Annotated in this window: 16 protein-coding genes; 9 read left to right on the forward strand and 7 right to left on the reverse strand. The window is 73.9% G+C overall.

Annotated elements, in window-relative coordinates; translation table 11 throughout:
• The first annotated feature begins 37 nt into the window (after positions 1–37).
• Together ACZ7KX_RS25685 and ACZ7KX_RS25690 are read left to right on the forward strand one after the other, a co-directional pair.
• Positions 38–772, forward strand: a complete 735-nt coding sequence (locus tag ACZ7KX_RS25685) for an ABC transporter ATP-binding protein (protein ID WP_470328502.1) — start codon at positions 38–40, stop codon at positions 770–772.
• Positions 769–3252 (forward strand): FtsX-like permease family protein, encoded by a 2484-nt coding sequence (locus tag ACZ7KX_RS25690; protein WP_470328503.1) that lies wholly within the window; start codon positions 769–771, stop codon positions 3250–3252. Before ACZ7KX_RS25685 ends, ACZ7KX_RS25690 begins: the two co-directional genes overlap by 4 nt.
• Before the next feature lie 149 nt (positions 3253–3401).
• Here the strand turns inward: ACZ7KX_RS25690 and ACZ7KX_RS25695 are convergent, their stop codons facing one another.
• From ACZ7KX_RS25695 to ACZ7KX_RS25705, 3 genes are all read right to left on the reverse strand, one after another.
• Positions 3402–3602, reverse strand: coding sequence for a hypothetical protein (locus ACZ7KX_RS25695; RefSeq protein WP_470328504.1), 201 nt, complete (start codon positions 3600–3602; stop codon positions 3402–3404).
• A 99-nt stretch (positions 3603–3701) separates the two neighbouring features.
• Positions 3702–4298 carry an NADPH-dependent F420 reductase gene (locus ACZ7KX_RS25700; protein WP_470328505.1) on the reverse strand — a complete coding sequence of 199 codons (597 nt, stop codon included), beginning with the start codon at positions 4296–4298 and terminating at the stop codon, positions 3702–3704.
• A 41-nt stretch (positions 4299–4339) separates the two neighbouring features.
• Entirely contained in the window at positions 4340–5158 is an 819-nt protein-coding gene (locus tag ACZ7KX_RS25705; RefSeq protein ID WP_470328506.1) for an inositol monophosphatase family protein, read from the reverse strand.
• Positions 5159–5295: 137 nt separating this feature from the next.
• Here ACZ7KX_RS25705 and ACZ7KX_RS25710 point away from each other — a divergent pair, with 137 nt between their 5' ends.
• The gene (locus tag ACZ7KX_RS25710; RefSeq protein WP_470328507.1) at positions 5296–6204 is read left to right on the forward strand and encodes a LysR family transcriptional regulator; all 909 of its coding nucleotides are present in this window, start codon (positions 5296–5298) and stop codon (positions 6202–6204) included.
• Positions 6205–6222: 18 nt separating this feature from the next.
• Here ACZ7KX_RS25710 and ACZ7KX_RS25715 read toward each other — a convergent pair whose 3' ends face one another.
• Complete coding sequence (locus ACZ7KX_RS25715; protein WP_470328508.1) at positions 6223–6450, reverse strand: hypothetical protein; 228 nt, start codon at positions 6448–6450, stop codon at positions 6223–6225.
• A 150-nt stretch (positions 6451–6600) separates the two neighbouring features.
• On the reverse strand, positions 6601–7518 hold the full coding sequence (locus ACZ7KX_RS25720; protein WP_470328509.1) for an alpha/beta hydrolase: 918 nt from the start codon (positions 7516–7518) through the stop codon (positions 6601–6603).
• Between the two features lie 103 nt (positions 7519–7621).
• On the opposite strand from ACZ7KX_RS25720, the gene ACZ7KX_RS25725 reads away from it, so the two are divergent.
• A complete protein-coding gene (locus ACZ7KX_RS25725; RefSeq protein WP_470328510.1) occupies positions 7622–8176 on the forward strand; it encodes a PadR family transcriptional regulator in 555 nt (184 codons plus the stop codon).
• A 61-nt stretch (positions 8177–8237) separates the two neighbouring features.
• Here the strand turns inward: ACZ7KX_RS25725 and ACZ7KX_RS25730 are convergent, their stop codons facing one another.
• Positions 8238–8804 carry a hypothetical protein gene (locus ACZ7KX_RS25730; protein ID WP_470328511.1) on the reverse strand — a complete coding sequence of 189 codons (567 nt, stop codon included), beginning with the start codon at positions 8802–8804 and terminating at the stop codon, positions 8238–8240.
• Positions 8805–8860: 56 nt separating this feature from the next.
• Here ACZ7KX_RS25730 and ACZ7KX_RS25735 point away from each other — a divergent pair, with 56 nt between their 5' ends.
• Positions 8861–8986, forward strand: a complete 126-nt coding sequence (locus ACZ7KX_RS25735; RefSeq protein ID WP_470328512.1) for a hypothetical protein — start codon at positions 8861–8863, stop codon at positions 8984–8986.
• A gap of 65 nt (positions 8987–9051) precedes the next feature.
• Here the strand turns inward: ACZ7KX_RS25735 and ACZ7KX_RS25740 are convergent, their stop codons facing one another.
• The gene (locus ACZ7KX_RS25740) at positions 9052–10533 is read right to left on the reverse strand and encodes a hypothetical protein (protein WP_470328513.1); all 1482 of its coding nucleotides are present in this window, start codon (positions 10531–10533) and stop codon (positions 9052–9054) included.
• A 564-nt stretch (positions 10534–11097) separates the two neighbouring features.
• On the opposite strand from ACZ7KX_RS25740, the gene ACZ7KX_RS25745 reads away from it, so the two are divergent.
• From ACZ7KX_RS25745 to ACZ7KX_RS25760, 4 genes are all read left to right on the forward strand, one after another.
• Positions 11098–12942 carry a protein kinase domain-containing protein gene (locus ACZ7KX_RS25745; RefSeq protein WP_470328514.1) on the forward strand — a complete coding sequence of 615 codons (1845 nt, stop codon included), beginning with the start codon at positions 11098–11100 and terminating at the stop codon, positions 12940–12942.
• A gap of 31 nt (positions 12943–12973) precedes the next feature.
• The gene (locus tag ACZ7KX_RS25750) at positions 12974–13699 is read left to right on the forward strand and encodes a hypothetical protein (RefSeq protein ID WP_470328515.1); all 726 of its coding nucleotides are present in this window, start codon (positions 12974–12976) and stop codon (positions 13697–13699) included.
• A 305-nt stretch (positions 13700–14004) separates the two neighbouring features.
• On the forward strand, positions 14005–16179 hold the full coding sequence (locus tag ACZ7KX_RS25755; RefSeq protein WP_470328516.1) for a protein kinase domain-containing protein: 2175 nt from the start codon (positions 14005–14007) through the stop codon (positions 16177–16179).
• Complete coding sequence (locus ACZ7KX_RS25760; RefSeq protein WP_470328517.1) at positions 16176–18302, forward strand: serine/threonine-protein kinase; 2127 nt, start codon at positions 16176–16178, stop codon at positions 18300–18302. Before ACZ7KX_RS25755 ends, ACZ7KX_RS25760 begins: the two co-directional genes overlap by 4 nt.
• Positions 18303–18320 lie beyond the last annotated feature (18 nt).

An 18320-nucleotide genomic window follows, 5' to 3' on the forward strand; every position in this document is an offset into this window, starting at 1 on the left:
CTGGGACGGGAGTTCGCAGATCGGCAGGCTTGGGGACATGAACGAGGCAATCACTCTGGACGCCGTGAGCAAGGTCTACGGCAAGGGGCGGGGCGCGGTCGCGGCCCTGCGCGAGGTGACGGTGCGGCTTCCCAGGGGCGGCTTCACCGCCGTGATGGGGCCGTCCGGTTCGGGCAAGAGCACCTTCCTGCACTGCGCGGCCGGCCTGGACCGCCCGAGCTCCGGCACGGTCCGTCTCGGCGACACCGACCTGTCCCGGCTGAACGAGACCAAGCTGACCGAACTGCGGCGCGAGCGTGCCGGGTTCGTGTTCCAGTCCTTCAACCTGGTCTCCTCCCTGACCGTCGAGCAGAACGTCACCCTGCCGCTGCGGCTGGCCGGCCGGCGTGCCGACGCCGGACGCCTGGCCGGGCTCCTGCGCCGGGTGGGGCTGCAGGAGCGCGCCGGGCACCGGCCCGGACAGCTGTCCGGCGGCCAGCAGCAGCGGGTGGCGATCGCCCGGGCGCTGATCTCCGACCCGGAGGTGGTGTTCGCCGACGAACCCACCGGCGCCCTGGACACCATGACGGCCCGTGAGGTGCTGACACTGCTGCGCCAGACCGTCGACGAGCTGGGCCAGAGCATCGTCATGGTCACCCACGACCCCGTCGCCGCGTCCTACGCCGACGAGGTCCTCTTCCTGGCCGACGGCCGAATCGTCGACACCCTGTCCGGACCGACCCCCACCGAGGTCGCCGACCGCATGATCCGCCTGGGAGCGTGGAACCGATGATGCTGAGCCTCGCCCTCACCACCCTCCGGCACCGCACGGCCGGATTCGCGGGCGCCTTCGTCGCCCTCTTCTGCGCGGCCGCCCTCGTCTGCGGGTGCGGGACCCTCCTGGCCACCGGCCTCACCGGCACCGTGCGCCCCGAACGCTACGCGGCCGCACCGATCGTCGTCTCGGGGGACCAGGACGTGCACACCGTGCAGGGCGGCGGCAAGGGAAAGACCAAGGAGAAGAGCAAGCCGATCGCCGACCACGCGTGGGTGCCGGCCCCGCTGGCCGAGCGCATCGCCGCCCTGCCGTCGGTTCGGTCCGTCGCCACCGAAGTGACCTTCCCGGTGCTGCTGCCCGGCGGGCCCACCGGCGGCTCCTGGGGCCACGGCTGGGAGTCCGCGCCGCTGGCCGGGCTCACCCTCGCCACCGGCCGCGCACCCACCGGCCCGGACGAGGTCGTCATCGACGCCGGCACCGCCACCCGGGCCCACCTGTCCACCGGGTCCACCACCGCCGCCCGTACGGCCTCGGGCACCCTGACCGTCCGCGTGGTCGGCGTCACCGCCGAGCGGTTCGAGAGCCAGGCCGCCGTCTTCTTCTCCCCCGAGCGGGCCCGCGGCCTCGCCGGCCACGAAGGCCTGGTCGGCGCGATCGGCGTCTTCCCGGCGTCCCCGTCGGCGGCCGACGACGTCCGGGCACTGCTCGCCGGCAGCCGGAGCGTCCCGGCCCCCGTGGTCCGCACCGGCGACGACCGCGGCAGGGTGGAGTTCCCCGACGCCGCCAACGCGCAGGTCCGCCTGGTCAGCATGGGCGCCGTCCTGGCCGGCACCTCGCTGCTGGTGGCCCTGTTGGTCGTCGTCGGCACCTTCGGCCTGTCGATCCAGGGACGGCAGCGCGAGATCGCCGTCCTGCGGGCCGTGGCCGCCACCGGTCGGCAGGTCCGCAAGATGATCGGAGGCGAGGCGCTGGCGATCGGTCTGCCGGCCGGAACCCTGGGCGCCGTCGCCGGTCTACCGCTGGGCGGCTGGCTGCACGGCCGCTTCGTGGCCCTGGACGTCATCCCGGCGAACCTGCCCGTCGTCCTCTCCCCCTTCCCCGCCGTGGCGGCCGCGGCCTGTGCCCTGCTGACCGGGTGGGCAGCCGCCCGCATCTCGGCCCGGCGCGCCACCGCCATCAAGCCGGTCGAAGCCCTCGGCGAGGCCGAGCTCAAACCGCTGCGCCTGGCCTGGCCGCGGATCGTCTCCGGCGTCCTCGCCGCCGCCGGCGCCGTCGTCCTCACGTCCCTGCTCACCGTCCTGCACTCCGACCAGGCCTCGACCCCGGTCTGCTTCATCGCCGTCCTGCTCTGGTGCACGGCGCTCGCCCTGCTCGGCCCCCTGGTGGTCAGGGGCGGCGTCGGAATCCTCGGCCCGTCGCTGCGGGTGTCCCGGGTCGGCGGCTACCTCGCCGCCCACAACCTGCGGGCCGGGGCGCACCGGCTGGCTTCGGTCGTCACCCCGCTCACCCTGCTGGTCGCGATGGCCTGCACCATCCTGTTCACCCAGACCACCGTCGACGGTGCGGCCGGCGCGCAGCGCGACCGCGGCAACGTCGCCGACTTCGTCGTGGGACCGCGCGTGCCGGGCACCGCCGCCCAGGCGCTGGCCGCGGCCCCGGGCGTCCGGACCGTGACCCGGGTGCTCCACACCCAGGTCCGCGACGGGCTGACCAAGCGCAGTGTCCAGGCGGTCACGCCCGAGCGCCTCTCCGACACCCTCGACCTCGGCGTCACCGCCGGCGACATCGGCCGGCTGACGGACGGCACGGCGGCGGCCGCCGACGGACTGGGCTACCGACTGGGCCAGCAGGTCCACCTGGTGCTCGCCGATGGCAGCCCGGCCGAGGTGACGGTCGTCGCCCTCTACAGCCGCGGCCTCGGCTTCGGTGACCTCACCCTCGCGCACCCGCTGGTCGCCGCCCACGTGGACGTGCCGCTCGACAGCGAAGTGCTGGTGCGCGGCGACGGCCCGGCCGGCGCCACCCGGCAGTCCCTGACCGCCGCCCTGCACGCGGAGCCCGGGCTGGGAGTGCTGGACCGCGCCGCCGCACAGGCCTCGCAGAACCGGGTCAGCGCCCAGATCGGCTATGTCACCCTCGGGCTGATCATCGCCTTCGTCGCCATCGCCGTCCTCAACACCCTGGCCGTGAGCATCGCCGACCGCCGGCAGGAGTTCGCCGCGCTCGGGCTCACCGGCGCGACCCGCCGCCAGATCCGCAGGATGCTCGGCTGGGAGGCCGCGACGTCCGTGGTCATCGCCACCGCGATCGGCCTCGCGATCGCCACCGCGGTGCTCACCACCTACGCCCAGGGCATCACCCGCGGCACCGCCGGGGTGACGGTACCGGCCGCCGGCCTCGCCGCGGTCCTCGTCGGCACCGCCTCCCTCGCCGCCATCGGCACCTGGCTCCCCGCCCGGGCCACCCTGCGCGGCCTGCGCCGCCGCCGTGCCTGACCCCCCACACCCGTCGGCGACGGCCCGTCCGACCGGTACGACCGGCGCCGGGACGGGTGCACGCCGTGAGGCCGGCCCGGCCGCCGGCCGCTGGTGCGAGAACGCCCAAGGTGTCGACGACGTCCTCGCCCGGACCGGCGGGGCGGCGGTCAGGTGGTCTCGCGGTGCTGCTTCATCTCCGCCTCGGCGATGTGGTCACGGTCGCCCGCCAAGGCCTCGCGGACTCGGCGGGCGACGTCGGTGAACCGCTGGTGGTGGCCGTCGTCGTAGGCCTCCACGATCCGGAACGTCCACATCCCCGGCAGGACGTCGGCGCCCTGGACCTCCCGTCCGACACGGTCAACGAGCACGCGCGGCCGGCGGTACGTCCGGGCGAACGGGAGACACCCGGTCAGCCCCGGTGTTCCACGCGCCGACTCCGGGCACTTCAGGCTGGTGGAGCTCGACGGTCAGCGGGCGATCGAGATCGCGAAGGGCGCGAATCCGCTGGAGCGGATGACGTGCGGTACGAAGAGGATCGCGGCCTCCGTGGCGCGGGCGGTCTGGATCCCGCCGAGATCGTTGATCCACTCTTCGCGCCAGCCGAGGTCGGTGAGCAGTTCACGGACGGTCTGCTTGGCCTGCGGGTCGTCGCCGGAGAGGAAGACGTCGGGCGCCTGGGTGAGCGTGGCCGGCGCGGTCATCACCGGGAAGAGCATGGTGTTGAGCGTCTTGACGACGTGCGTCTCCGGGAGCGCTTCCTGGAGTTGTTCGGCGAGGCTTGAGCCGGGATAGATCAGGTGGGCGGGCAGTCCGTCCGGTCCGTCGGTGGTGGCGTTGGAGACGTCGACGAGGATCTTGGCGCGCAGTTCCTCGCGCAGGGCGACGAGCCGGTCCAGCGAGCCGGCGCCCGGGGTGGCGTTGATGACGATCCGGGCTCTCCGGGCAGCGTCGGCGGCGGCGCCCGGCGCGCGGTCCGCCACTGTCACCTCATGCCCTGCCCGGGTGAGGGCTGTGGCCAGACTGCCGCCGACGCGGCCGTTTCCGAGAACTGCGATCGTGGTCATGACGAGGTGGTCCTTCCGTACGGGTGAGTCGTGATGCGCGGTCAGCGCGAGAGCGTGGCGACGGCCTCGGCATGGACGCCGGGCGCGGCGGCCAGGAGGCTCTCGCTCTGCGGGGTCCAGGGACGGCCCTGGGCGTCGGAGATCCGCCCGCCGGCCTCGGTGACGAGCAGCACGCCGGGGAGCAGGTCCGCGCGGGCGCCTGCGAACTGCCAGAAGGCGTCCATCCGCCCGGCGGCCACGTTCAGGAGGTGCAGGGTTGCGGGCACGGCGGTGCGGACGACGAGCGCGTCGAGGAGCATCGCGGTGATCGAGGAGCCGACGCGCCGCACGACCTCCTCGTCCTCGTCCGGCCGGGCCTGGCTGGTGGCCACGATGCTCAGGCCGAGGTCCGCGGTCCGGGAGACGCGCAGCGGTCGGCCGTCGAGGTGGGCGCCCGCGCCGGTGAGGGCGGTGTAGGTCTCGCCGGTCAACGGCAGGTGGACCGCAGTGAACACCGGCTGGTTCTCACGCACGAGGGTGGCGGTCACCGCCCACTCCGGCAGGGCGTGCAGGTGGTTGACGTTGCCTTCGGCCGGATCCACGACCCACCATTCGCCGGGCGGCAGCGCCCCGCCGTCCAGCTCGTCCTCCACCCACCCGGCCTGCGGACGCAGGCGCGTGAGGCGGGGGCGCAGGATGTCGAGGGCCGCGTCGTCGTTGGCGGCGAGCGCGCGCATCAGCTCTTCGCGGGTCTGGTAGCGGACCACCTCGCCGAAGCGCCCGCGCAGCGCGGAGCCGGCCGCACGCACGGCGATCGCGGTCTGGCCGAGCAGGTCGGCGTCGGAGGCGGCGACATCAGTGGTCTGAAGCATTTCGGACATGGTGAACTCCCTTTCGAGTAGCAGGAGATGAGGCCGTTCGGGCCGAACTGTGCGCTCTGTTCAGCGCTCTGGTCTCGAAGGTATACAGCCCCTTGATTAACTTCAAATGCATGTAAAGCACGGCTAGGATTACTCACATGCAATTGGATTTGAACCTGCTCACCGCGCTCGACGCGCTGCTGGAGGAGGGCAGCGTGGCTGGTGCGGCCGCACGCCTGCACGTCACCGCCCCCGCGATGAGCCGGAGTCTGGGCCGGATCCGGCACTCGACCGGGGATCAGATCCTGGTGCGCACGGGCCGGACAATGACACCGACGCCGTACGCGATCGCCGTCCGGGAGCAGGTGCACGAGCTTCTCCAGCAGGTCCAGGGGGTGCTGGCACCGAGCCGTGAACTCGACCTGGCGACGTTGGAGCGCACCTTCACACTCCGCTGGCACGATTCCCTGGTCGCCTTGAGCGGCCCCGCGCTGCTCGCGGCGGTGCGCGGACAGGCGCCGGGGGTGCGATTGCGTTTCGTCGCGGAATCGAGCACCGACACCCCCGAGTTGCGGCGCGGCGAGGTCGACCTGGAGGCGAACGCCAACCGTCCGAGCGCACCGGACGTCCGTGCCGAGAAGATGGGCGAGACCCCCCTGGTCATCGCCGTGAGGCAAGGGCACCCCCTCACCCGCATCGGAACCATCACCGCACAGCAGTACGCCGCCGCTGAGCACGTCACCGTCTCCCGACGTGGAAACCTCAGCAATGCCCTCGACGGCGCCCTCGCCCGGTTCGGCCTCACCCGCCGCGTGGTCGCGACCGCGCCCACCGAAGCGGCGGCGCTGGAGTTCGCGCGCAGCTCCGATCTGGTGGTCAGCGTCCCCGAAGCCACCACGCGGTCAGCGGTCGCCGACCTGGGCCTGGTCGTACTCCCGATCCCGTTCGAACTACCGTCGGCACCGATATACCTGTCTTGGCATCAGCGCTACGACACCGACCACGCCCACGCCTGGCTGCGCGCTCTCGCGCGAACCGCGCTGGCCACGGGCGGAACGTCGGCGTAGTCGGCGCCGTCGGCCGCGTCACCCCCATGTCCACGCGACCACCCCTTCACCGCTTTGGTGAACTCGCTTACCACGAGCTCGGGTTGCTTCTCGCACCGAGCCGATGTTGAGTGTCAGGGCCTGGCCGCCGGAGCCGACCAGCAGCGGGTGGCCGGCCACAGGGCCGTCATAGACCTTCGTTTCCGGGCTCTGGTTCATCCATGCGTCGATGGCGAACCCGCCGCCGAGAACGGCTGCGGCGGCCACGGCGGCCAAGCGATTCCGTCGTCCGCGCTTCGCACCTGACGGGCGGTACTTTGCGTCACGGGCCCTCCCCGGCGGTCATCGGCCGTGCTCGCCGGATCGCCGGCCGCGCGCTCGACGCGCTCCGACACAGACCCCACCGACGTCGATGGTTCAGGTCAGCGCTGCCGCTACCGCGGACGTCCAAGTGGCTGTGGCACGGCGGGCCAGACGGCTGGTCGGGGCGTAGCCCTCGAAGAGGTGGAAGGCGCCGGGGACTACGTGGAGTTCGGTGTGGATTCCGGCCGCGATCAGGCGGTTCGCGTAGCTGAGGGCCTCGTCGCGGAGGGCGTCGGCCTGGCAGATCTCCAGGTAGGCGGGCGGGAGGGCGCTGAGGTCCTCGGCGCGGGCGGGGGCGGCGTAGGGGTCGGCCTCGGCGGAGGCCAGGTAGGGCTTCCACATGTTGCGCACGACGCGGCCGTCGACGATCCGGTTGTCGGTGCACTCGTCGACGGAGGGGTGGGCGCAGCGGTCGTCGAGGGCCGGGACGAGCAGGAGTTGGTAGGCGAGGGCGGGGCCGCCTTGGTCGCGGGCGGCGAGGGCGACGGCCGCCGCGAGTGCGCCGCCGGCGGAACGGCCGGCGACGGCGAGGCGGGTGGGGTCCACGCCCAGGTGGGCGGTGGTTTCGGCGGTCCAGCACAGGGCCGCGTAGCAGTCGTCGAAGGCGGCGGGGTAGGGGTGTTCGGGGGCCAGGCGGTAGTCGACGGAGACGACGACCGCGCCCGCAGCCAGGCAGAGGTCGCGGCAGTTGCCGTCGCCGGTGTCGAGGTCGCCGGAGATGAAGGCGCCGCCGTGGAAGTAGAGGATGCCGGGGCGCGCGCCCGTCGCCTCGGTCGGCCGGTAGATGCGGACGGTGAGGTCGCCGGCCGGGCCCGGGATCGCGGTGTGGTGCACGGCGATGCGTCGGTCGTTCGCCGGGGGCTTCGCGGCAAGCAGTGACCGCAGGTAGGCCCGGGTGGCCGCCGGGTCGGCCAGCGGGTCGAAGGGCGGGACACCGTCCAGGACATCGGCTATCTCGGGGTGCAGGCGCATCACGACTCCACGATTCCATAGTCTCATTGATATGATTGCAATGCCATGACGGTAACGGTCTCAGTGATATGGTGTCAATTGGTAGAATGAGAGGGGAAACGCCATGGCGAAGGACCTGACGCCGTCGCAGCTCGTCGTGCTCGGGCTGATCGCCCGGAACGGGCCGATGACGCCGTACGACCTGAAGGCCAAGGTCGAGGGGTCCGTCGGCCACTACTGGCCCATCCCGCACGCGCAGCTCTACCGCGACCCGCCCCGCCTGGCCGAGCTGGGGCTGCTGCACGAGGCAGCGGAGGATCACGGCCGTCGGCGCCGGGTGTTCCACCTCACCGACGCCGGCCGACGTGCGCTCCGGGACTGGCTCGCCGACCCCGCGACGCCCGAGCCGGAGACCCGGAATCCCGCCCTGCTCAAGCTGACCTTCGCCGACCTGGGCGCGCCGGGCCAGGTCGCGGAGCTCGCCGCGGCCCAGGCAGCGCAGCACCGGCGATCGCGGGACACCTACCAGGAGCTTCGCGACCGCCTCGATCCCGACGCCCCGGACACCCCGGCCCGCACCCGGCTGATCACGCTCGGCATCGCCCACGAGCAGAGCTACGTCACGTTCTGGGAATCGCTGGCGGCCGATCCGGACGGGACCGGCGCACCGCCCTCCTAGCCGGTCGGCCGACCGGCCCACCTTCCCGGCCGGCCGGCAGCGGCCAGGCCCCGCTCGCTTGCTATCGGGTGCCCGGGAGCAGTTCGACGCGAAGGTCGGCGCTCTCCTGAAGGACGTAGACCGGGTCGTAGTCGTGTTGCCAGTCCAGTGGGAGCAGATCGTAGCGGCCGCCTCGCGTGACCAGCAGGCGCAGGCCCTCGTAGCGACAGTGGTAGAGGGTGTCGACCTCGGCGCCGAGGCACTGCTCGTGGAGTGATCGGTGGGGACTGAGTTTGAGGCTCTTGGTGCTGAACACCACCACCTCCGTCCGGTCCTCGATGGTTCGGGCGTCGGCCTCGGCGTCGCTGCGGCCGATCCGGGCCGCAATCAGGGCGACTGCCCAGAGCAGGAAGAGGCCGGCCGCGAACACCGGGACGGCGTGGCGAAGCACCCCCTCGGGCCGGTGGCCGCCGTTGGCGGACCTGGTCTGGCCGATCACCAGCCCGAGCGCGATGGTGGTGGGGGCGACCCAGCCCCAGCCGTGCAGTTGGAGCGGCCGCCAGGCGAACAGCAGGAGCACGCCGAGCAGCAGCACCAGGACGTGCTGGCGTGCGATGGCGTCAAGCGAGCTGCGGGCGATCCGCTGCACCGGCCTCGGCAGCCGGGGTAGCAGGTCCGTGAGCCATATCCGTCAGTCAAGCGGTCGTGAACGACGCCGAACTCGCCGGCAGCCGGTACCCGCTGCTCGCGATCGTGCCGGCCACGATCTCCGCCCTGGTCGGCACGGTCTGGTACCTGCGGCGCCCGTACCGGCGCCGGGCAGAGGCCTGACCCGCTGCGCGGGCTGGAGGCGGTCACGGAGAGGCCGGCGGGCCCGAGCCCGGTGGGGCGGGCGGTCAGGCGTGGGCGGGCGGCGGTGCGCCGGGGGCTGCCGGGGGTGGTGCGCGGTCGCCGCCGGGGCCGGTGTCGAGGACTTCCCGGACGGCGAAGCCGAGGGCCACGAAGAAGGTGATCCACAGCACCACGGCCCAGGTCGGGTAGGACCAGGTGGCCAGGACCACGGCGGCGATCACCAGGATCGCCGCGCCGATCCAACGCTTGAAGCGGTGCACGAAGGGCCCGACCGGGCCGAGCTTCATGCCGAGCGAGTACAGCGCGTCGCGCAGCGAGCCGAGGATACGCCGGCAGGCCGTACGGACGGCGACGGCGGGCCGGGACGGGCCGATCAGGAAGGCGCCGACGGCGGTGACCACGGCGACCGCGCCGACCGCCCGGATGCCGGCCCGCATGAAACGGATCAGGGTGTCGTAGAACGTGCCCGCGGCCGCCTGGTTGGCGCCCGGGGGCAGATGGTCGAGGTAGAACGAGCGGAAGACTGTCAGCACGAGGCCGAGCAGCAGCATCGCCAGCGCCACCCCGACGGCGGCGCCGATCAGCGCGCGGCGCCGGTTGACGGCCAGGAACACGCCGCCCGCCGCGATCAGCACGGTGACGACCGGCAGCCAGGCCCCCATGATCTCCAGCAGCCGGAAGTACGTCCTGACCTTGCCGATGTCCTTGGACTGGAACACCACGAAGTTGGTGTGGACATCGGGGATCTTGGCGGCCGGGGCGAAGCCGGCGTTGACGAGTTCGTCCTTCGCCTTGGCGACGATCGGTGCGATGTCGATGGAGACCTGGTTGTTCTCCAGGACGACTGCGCCGCCGCCCTTGCCGGTCAGTGCCTTGTCGAGGGCGGTGTGGATGAGCCGGTTGGCGTCGACCCACAGGGTGGCGAACTGGTCGCTGGTGACGACCTTGTTGACGACGGTGCTGACCAGCTGGGTGAGGCCGCTCTTGATCGGCCCGCTCAGGTTGTTGATCAGGTTGGCGGCGTTCTGCGGCACGCCCTGTTCGGCGGCGGCGTCGGAGAGCTGCTTGACCAGGGCGTTGACGTCGATCTGGTCGAGCACGACGGTGGTGACGCGGTTGGTGACGGCCTGCTGGACGTCGGGATCTGTGGCCAGCGGTGCCATGGTCTGGACGTAGCGGTCGGTGTTGCCGACGAAGTCGGACGTCCAGACCGCCAGCACGGACAGCAGGGACAGCAGGGAGGCGATCACGATCAGCAGCACCGCACCGGAGGTCCGCCAGCGGTGGTGCTCCCGCTTCTTCGGGGCGGCCTCCAGCACGGCGATCCGCTCGTGCAGCCGGGTGAGCTCGTCCGCGTCCCCGGCCTCCGAGGGCGCGGGCCGTCCGGGTTCAGACGGTGGCGCGGGACGGTCGGGGGCAGGAGGAGGTGTCAGGGGCTGTTCAGGCGGACCCGCGTGCTCCTCGCCGTCGGCGGATTCGCCCGGGCCGGGCTCGCCTGCGCCGGGCTCGGGTGGGGTCGCCGCCATCGCTCCTCCTCGGGTGGGCGGCCGGCCGTCGGCTGCCGAGTGCCCTTCCAGGAGAAGCGGGGTCCGGCACGCGCACCACCGGGAGTCGGCACTACGGGTGGTCCACCCCGGCCGGCCGGGCGACATCACACCCGTCTGCGGCCGTTACGCGCGCCTGACAACACGGCAGCCTGGACAAGTCTCCGGAGCGGTCCGAGGCAGCCCAGCTGCACCGCGACGGACGACGGCAGGCGGTGCTCCACGGGAAGGAACACGGCTCGGCCGCACGCCGCACCGGCGCGCGGCCGGGGGTGCGGCCGGTCACCGGCCCGGGGTGCGGCGGCGCCGCCCCCGGCGCGGGCCACGGCGGCGCACAACTCCCCCGTGCGCCTGTGTGTTTCCGATCGCCGGCCGCTCGGGTAAGGCGGTCTGCCTGCGGGAACGTCCCCGCCGGTGCCCGCCCCGCCGCACCGGCGGTTCGGACGGCGCCGCAGGGGGGAACCCCGGGCCTGCGCGGCCGCGTCGGTCGTAGCGGCCGCGGTCCGGTCGGCGGCCACCGGACGGGACGAGGCGTGGGGGTCGGCGATGGACGACGAGGCGGTACGGGAACCCGGCGACTGGCAGCTGCCGGACTACACCCACCTGCGGGAGCTCGGCGCGGGAGCCGCCGGTCGCGTGGTGCTCGCCCACCACGACCTCACCGGCACGCCCGTCGCCATCAAGTACCTGCACGACGCGGCCGCCGGCCCCGCCCTGCGCACCGAGGCGCAAACGCTGGCCCGGCTCGACTCCCCGTACGTCACCCGGCTCTACGAGTACGTCGAGGGCGGTCCGCACGCGGCCCTGGTGATGGAGCTGGTCGACGGCGTCTCGCTGCGCACGCTGCTCAAGGAGGAGGGGGCGACCACGCCCGAGGCGGCGCTGGTCGTCCTCAAGGGCTCCCTCCTGGGGCTGGCAGCCGCCCACGCGGCCGGGCTGGTGCACCGGGACTACAAACCCGCCAACGTCCTGGTCGCCACCGACGGCACCTCCAAGCTGGTCGACTTCGGCATCGCCGTCCCCCGCGGATCCGACCGCGACGTCTCCGGCACTCCCGCCTACCTGGCGCCCGAGCAGTGGGCCGGCGCCCCGGCCTCGCCCGCCGCCGACGTCTACGCGGCCACCGTCACCTTCTTCGAGTGCCTGACCGGCGAGCGGCCCTTCACCGGGCGGACGATCGGCGCGCTCGCCGTGCAGCACCAGGAGTCCCGGATCCCCGACGAGCTGGTGCCCGACCACGTCCGCCCGCTGGTCCTGGCCGGGCTCGCCAAACGGCCGCAGGACCGGCCGGCGGGCGCGGCCGAGTTCGTTCGGCTGCTCGACCGGGCCGCGACGGCCGGTTACGGCGAGCGGTGGGAGGAGCGCGGCCACGAGGACCTCGCCGCGTTGGTCGCCCTGCTGGCCCTGCTGCTGCCCCGGAGCGCCGGCGGCCCCGCGCCCGCCGGGACGACGGCGCTCGCGCACACCCGGCTCGTAGGAGCCGTCGTCGCCCCCGCCGGCCCCTCGGCTCCCACCGCTCCCACCGCCGTACGGCGACCGCTCCTGCGAAGACGGGCCCGACTGACGGTGGGCGCGGTAGCCGGCGGCCTGGCGCTGGCCGTCATCGGAGGGGTCGCGCTGGCCGGCGTCACCGACCGGGGCACGCGGACGCTGACGGGCAGTCCGATGCCCTGGATCACCACCTCCCTGGACCCGACCCGGTCGAGCGCCCCGCCGCCCGGCCCGACGCCCTTCCCCTCCGGGCGGCCCTCACCCTCGCGCTCGTCGTCGCCCTCGCCCTCGCTCTCGCTCTCGCCGACCCTCTCCCCCACGCCCTCCCCCTCCGGCCCGCCCGCCAACGACCCGGCGCACGGCCCCACCCCCACGACGGGCCCCGGCCCCGGCCCCAGCCTCAGCGGGCGGCCCGCCCCCACGCCGTCACGTGCGCCCACCGATCCCACGACCGTCGCGCCCCCGCCGCCACCGCCCCGGACCGCCCCGGCCAGCCCCCCTCCGAGCCGCTCCACGCCGCCCACCACACCCCCGGCCAGCACGCCGCCCACCACCACCCCGCCGCCGGTCCGGGTGGCGTCGGTGAACGTCGACTCGATCGCCTGCGACGGCGGCTACGGCCTCCAGGCCACCGTCACCGTGGTCACCTCCGGGCCGCCGGGCGCCACGCTCGTCCTCAGCTGGACGCACAATTCGGCCCCCGCGTTCCCGAGCGAGACCGTCGCCACCGACATCGTGAAACTCGGCACCGGTCGCGCCACGCTGACCGTCCGCCACCAGTTCGGCACCGGCGACAGCCGTCTCCAGTGGGGCGTCCGGGTGTCCACCACACCGGCGGCCGGGAGCACCCCGACGGCCTACCGGGAGCTGTACTCCCCGTCCTGCCACGAGCCCGGCTGATCCGCACGCCACCGTCCCAGGAGGTCTCCCCGTGCCACCGTCCGGATCCTCACCCGACCAGGACCCGACCGAGCGCCTCTCACCGGGCGCGCCCGGCCGCACCGCACCGTTCGGCCGAGGCGGACCCGCCCCGGACGACCACGAGAGCGCCACCTTCCTCGACCCCACCGTCTGGGACTCCGCCCCCGCCACCGCCCCTCCGGCCCCCGTACCTGCCGCACCTCCACCTCCCGCACCTGCCGCGCCTCCCACGCCCGCGCCGGAGCTGCGCCGCATCGGCCCCGGCGTGCCTCCGCAGGCCGCCGCGGCGTGGCGCGGAACGGCGTCGACCGGCGGGCCGGTACCGCCGGCCCGTCGACGCCGGGCCTTCGGCTGGCTGGTCTGGGCCGCCGTCCTGCTCGTCCTGCTGGCCGTGCTGCTCACCCGCTGCCACGTCGATCCGCCGCTCGGCCTCACCGGTGTCTCCGTCACCGCCGCCCCGGCGGCCGGACCGACCTGCGGTGGGACGGCCGTCCTCACCGCGTCGGTCACCACGAACGGCAACCCCGGCACCATCCGCTACCGCTGGCTGCGCAGCGACGGGACGGCCTCCGGCGAACTCGTGCAGCCGGTGCAGTCCGGCGAGCGCCGGGTGGACCTGGTGCTGCGCTGGACCTTCGACGGCCCGGGCACCCTGCGCGCGACCGCCACCGTCGAGGTCCTGGCCCCCCAGCGGCTCAGCGGATCGACCACCTTCGGCTACAGCTGCGCCGGCTGAGCGGTCGCCGTCGGGGACTGTCGCCGGCGGGGGCGGTCGCCGTCGGTGTCCTGTCGTGGCGAGTCCCGCTGAACCGGTTCGCCGGTTCGCCGTCCTCGCCCCTCCGGAGCGCGTGGCTCTCATCCCGGCTTGTCGAGCGGCGAGTCGGGCGCCTCCGGTCCGCCTGGTCGGCGGATGGGCGTCCCCAATAGTGGGGAAGGGATTCGCCGGGTGCGTCGTACGTGTCACTCTGTCTGTCGGTCCGTCCGTGACGGCGGTGTCGCACTGGGGGAGGCTTGGTGGCTGCCAAAGGTGGCACCGGAGGCATGAAGGCGCAGCCGGCCGTGTTCGTGGGCCCCCATCAGTTACTGCGGCCGTTGGGCGAGGGCGGCATGGGGATGGTGTACCTCGCCCGCTCGCCCGGGCTGAGGCTGCTCGCGGTGAAGGTCATCCGGCCCGAGTACGCCGAGGATCCGCAGTTCCGGGACCGGTTCCGGCAGGAGGTGGAGGCCGCCAGGCGGGTGACGGGGTTCCACACGCCGCCCGTGGTGGATGCGCAGCCGCGCGGCTCCCGGCCCTGGATGGCCACGGCGTACCTGCCCGCGCCGTCGCTCGGCGAGGTGGTCATGCGGTTCGGGCCGCTCGGTGAGGCGGGTGCACGGGCGTTGGGGGCCGCCCTGGCGGAGGCGCTGGCCGCGATCCACGCAGTGGGAGTGGTGCACCGTGACCTCAAGCCGGGCAATGTGCTGATCGCGCGGGACGGCCCTCGCGTCATCGACTTCGGGATCAGCCGTGCGTTCGACGCCGTTCACCTGACCCGGACCGGCATGGTGTGCGGCACGCCCGGATACATCGCGCCCGAGCGCATCGTCTCCGCGTCCGTCACCCACGCCGCGTCGGACGTGTTCTCGCTCGGCTGCCTGCTGGTGTACGCGCTCACCGGCCGTACCCCGTTCGGCACCGGTGAGCCCGCGCAGATCAACCGGCGAGTGGTGTACGAGTGGCCCGACCTCTGCGGAGTGCCCGCCGCGCTGGGCCCCCTGGTGGCCGCGTGCCTGGACAAGGACCCCGCCCGGCGGCCCGTCGCGGCGGCCGTGCTGGCCGCGCTGGCTCCGGCCGATCCGGCGGCACTGCTGAGTCCGGGACTGCTGGCCGACCTTGAGGCCCGGGAGCGGCAGGCCGGGACCGACCTGGCCGCGCCGCCCGCCGACCCGCCCGCGCTGCCGGTGCGGACGTGGCAGTCGCTCAGCCGTCGCGGTCTGTTCGGCCTCGGTGCCGGGCTCGGCGCGGGTGCGGCCGCGGCCGTCGGCGTGCCGCTGCTGCTCACCCGTCGGGTACGGGTGGCCGCCGGGACGGCGACGGTCGGCAAGCCCGTGGACGCGTGGGGAGCCGACACCGGTGGCGCGAGCCCCTCGCCCGACGCTCCGGCCCCGCTGTGGGACCGGCCGTTCAGCGGTGTGACGGTCGGCCATCAGCTGTCCGTCCTCGGGGCAACGCCGGTGTGGTGGAGCGAGGGGCTGGGCGCGACCGGCCTCGACGGCTCGACGGGGCGTCCGGCGTGGTCCCGGCAGGAGGTCCAGATGTTCCAGGCGCAGAACGGGCTGCTCTACGGGACGTCCACGGACTTCACGAGCCTGGTGTGGTTGAACGCTGCGGCCGAGGACCACCGGATCCCGCTCGCCGTGCCGCCCGAGCAGCACATGTACGCCGCGATGAGCCTGCGGGTCTTCGGCGCGGACGGCCGGACCGTGGTGACGGCCCGGCAGACGTCCGACACCGGCGGCGGAGTCGTCGTCGGGGCCGACCTGGGCAGCGGGGAGGTGCTGTGGCAACACGAGGTCGCCCAGGACATGGCGGTGGGCATGGCCCGCCACATGGAGTCCCTGCTCAGCGGTTCCGGCAGCTCGATGGGCCTGGTCGCCGACGGCAGGTGCTACTACCGGGACGGGGACGTCCTGCACGCGGTGGACGTGCGAACCGGCGCCTCCCAGTGGCAGGCCGCCGGCCTCACGGCCGGGAGCGCCTCGGTGCCCTCACGGTTGATGCGTGCCGGCGACCTTCTGGTGGTGGTCAACGGCCAGTCGGTCCTGGCCCTGGACCCGGCCACCGGGCGACAGCGCTGGACGGCTCCCCCGGTTCCGCAGGCGGTCTTCGGCTGTGCACTCGGCACCGGCAGACTGCTGCTGTCCGGGGCCCTGGGCACGGCCTACTGCCTGGACGTCACGACCGGCAAGGGGTTGTGGCACTCCACCGTCGCGGCGGTGACCGATCCGGGCGGGGACGGTGCCTTCCGGACGCCGTCCGCAGGGGACGGTTTCTTCGGTGTCCCGCTGTCCCGGGGGCCGTTCGGAGCCGTCGTCCTCGACGCCGCCAGTGGCGCGGTCCGCTGGACGGTGCGGCCGGCCTCCGACGAGGGCCGGTGGACCACCGCGGCCGACGGCAGGACGCTCTACTGCGCTTCCGCCACCACGCTGCGCGCCTTCCGGGTCGGTGGCGCATGAGCGCACAGAGCGTCGGCCCGTACCGCATCCTGCGAAACCTCGGCGCGGGGGGCATGGGCGCGGTCTACCTGGCCGCCACCGGCAGCGGACGCCCCGTCGCGGTCAAGACCGTGCAGCAGCAGTACGCGACCGACGTCGAGTTCCGGCGCAGGTTCGCCCAGGAGGTGGCAGCGGCCAGATCGGTCAACGGGGCCTACACCGTGGCCGTGGTGGACGCCGACACCGAAGCGGAAGTGCCCTGGCTGGCCACCGAGTTCGTCGCCGGCCCGTCCCTGCACCAGGCCGTGGCGCGGCACGGCGCGCTCGCCGGGCCCGCGCTGCAGACCCTGGGAGCGGGACTGGTGGAGGCGCTCGCCGCGATCCACCGCGCCCGGATCATCCACCGGGACCTGAAGCCCTCGAACATCCTGGTCGCCCGGGACGGACCGCGGGTCATCGACTTCGGCATCAGCAAGCCGACGGCCGACGCACTGCCCACCGCGAACAGCCAGATCATCGGCACCCCCGGGTTCATGTCTCCCGAACACGCGGCAGGGCTAAACCTCACCCCCGCCAGCGACCTGTTCTCACTCGGCGCCGTGCTGGCCTTCGCCGCGACCGGCCGCGCGCCCTTCGGCGAGGGACCGCCCGCGGTGTTGATCTACCGGGCCTCCGAGGAGCCTCCGGACCTGGACGGGGTGCCACCGGAGCTGACGGGACTGCTGGTGCGCTGTCTGGACCGCGATCCGGCCCGGCGGCCCGCACCGGCCGAGCTCACCGAGGCCTTCCGGTACGGACCGGCGGTCGGCACCGACTGGCTGGGAGAGGCGGAGCGGACCGTACGCCGACGCGAGCGCGAACTGGCCCGGGTGCTGAGCGATCCGAACGGCACCCGGCGCCGGCTGCTCGTCCTCGGCGGAGCACTGCTCGCCACCGCCGCTGCGGGCGGTGTCACCCGCGCGCTGTGGCCGGGCACGTCGGGGGCGCCCCCGACGGCTTGGTCGGTGGCCCTTCCCCGGGCCGGCATGGCGCCGGTCGGCTGCGGCCCGGCGGCGGTGGTGTGTGCGGACCGCACGGGGACCGTCGGCTACGACCGCTCCGACGGACGGGTGCTGTGGAACAGCACCACGGAGGCCGGGACGCTCCCGGTCGGCGACGGCGGCCGGGTGTGGTCCGTGGACCCGGGCGGCGTGGTGCAGGCACGTGACGCCCGCACAGGTGCCACGCTCTGGCGCTCGTCCGACACGGTTCCCGGTGCGCAGTCCGTCGCCCTGCCGCTGCCGGGCCTGCTGCTGGTCACCGGACCCGACGGAGCACTGCACGGCTACGACGCCGCCGGAGGGCGCCGGCTGTGGAGCGGTACGGCGCTGGGCACCTCCTACCGCATCCAGGGCATGCCCTCGGCGGGGTTGCTGATCGTCACGCTCCTCGGAGACCTGGACCGGGCCGTCGGCGGTGCCTTCCGCTTCGTGGCACTCGACAGCGCGACCGGACGCCCACGCTGGTCGCTCGACGCCCAGGACCTGTACGCGCCGCCGGGCGGGAGCCGGCTCTACGCCCTGACCCCCGATCTCGCCCTCGCCGCCGTGGACGGCCAGAACGGAACCAGCAACTGGAGCGCGCCCAGCGGTCTTCCACCCGCCTCCGCGACCATGTTCACCGGTGCGTACCTGGGTTCGCTCTCGCTCCGCCAGGGCGTGGTGACCTGCCTGCCCGTGGCCGCGACGACGGCCACCGACGGCCGGACCGTGACCGCGGCCTTCGACACCGCGGGCGCCCGCCTGTGGATCGGCTCGCACACCGGCGCCGTCACCGGGTGCGCGGACGACGCCGCCGTCGTCGTGACCGGCGGCCCGCAGGGCGTGTCCGGCGTCGACCTGCACACCGGGCGCACCACGTGGACCTGGCCGTCGGCGCAGGGCGCCGCCACCGTACGGGGCGCTACCGGAGGTTCGGTCCTCGTCACCGCGCCCACCGCCGTCGGCGGAATCACCCTGCAGTCCCTCACCAGCGCCGCCGGCACCCCGCAGTGGCACCAGACCTTCGCCCGGCAGCCGGGGGCCCCACAGACCCTCACCCAGGACTCGCTCCTACTGCTCGGCTACGGGCCCACCCTGACCGCCTATCACCTGTCAGCCGGCTGACAGGCCCCGAAAGGTTCA

The sequence above is a fragment of the Kitasatospora sp. NPDC038210 genome (assembly GCF_055600605.1).

What these genes read in the sequence shown, in the direction of transcription:
- ACZ7KX_RS25685 (WP_470328502.1), top strand. Translation starts at nt 38, where the DNA reads ATGAACGAGGCAATCACTCTGGACGCCGTGAGCAAGGTCTACGGCAAG.
- ACZ7KX_RS25690 (WP_470328503.1), top strand. Translation starts at nt 769, where the DNA reads ATGATGCTGAGCCTCGCCCTCACCACCCTCCGGCACCGCACGGCCGGA.
- ACZ7KX_RS25700 (WP_470328505.1), bottom strand. Translation starts at nt 4,298, where the DNA reads ATGACCACGATCGCAGTTCTCGGAAACGGCCGCGTCGGCGGCAGTCTG.
- ACZ7KX_RS25705 (WP_470328506.1), bottom strand. Translation starts at nt 5,158, where the DNA reads ATGTCCGAAATGCTTCAGACCACTGATGTCGCCGCCTCCGACGCCGAC.
- ACZ7KX_RS25710 (WP_470328507.1), top strand. Translation starts at nt 5,296, where the DNA reads ATGCAATTGGATTTGAACCTGCTCACCGCGCTCGACGCGCTGCTGGAG.
- ACZ7KX_RS25720 (WP_470328509.1), bottom strand. Translation starts at nt 7,518, where the DNA reads ATGCGCCTGCACCCCGAGATAGCCGATGTCCTGGACGGTGTCCCGCCC.
- ACZ7KX_RS25725 (WP_470328510.1), top strand. Translation starts at nt 7,622, where the DNA reads ATGGCGAAGGACCTGACGCCGTCGCAGCTCGTCGTGCTCGGGCTGATC.
- ACZ7KX_RS25740 (WP_470328513.1), bottom strand. Translation starts at nt 10,533, where the DNA reads ATGGCGGCGACCCCACCCGAGCCCGGCGCAGGCGAGCCCGGCCCGGGC.
- ACZ7KX_RS25745 (WP_470328514.1), top strand. Translation starts at nt 11,098, where the DNA reads ATGGACGACGAGGCGGTACGGGAACCCGGCGACTGGCAGCTGCCGGAC.
- ACZ7KX_RS25755 (WP_470328516.1), top strand. Translation starts at nt 14,005, where the DNA reads ATGAAGGCGCAGCCGGCCGTGTTCGTGGGCCCCCATCAGTTACTGCGG.
- ACZ7KX_RS25760 (WP_470328517.1), top strand. Translation starts at nt 16,176, where the DNA reads ATGAGCGCACAGAGCGTCGGCCCGTACCGCATCCTGCGAAACCTCGGC.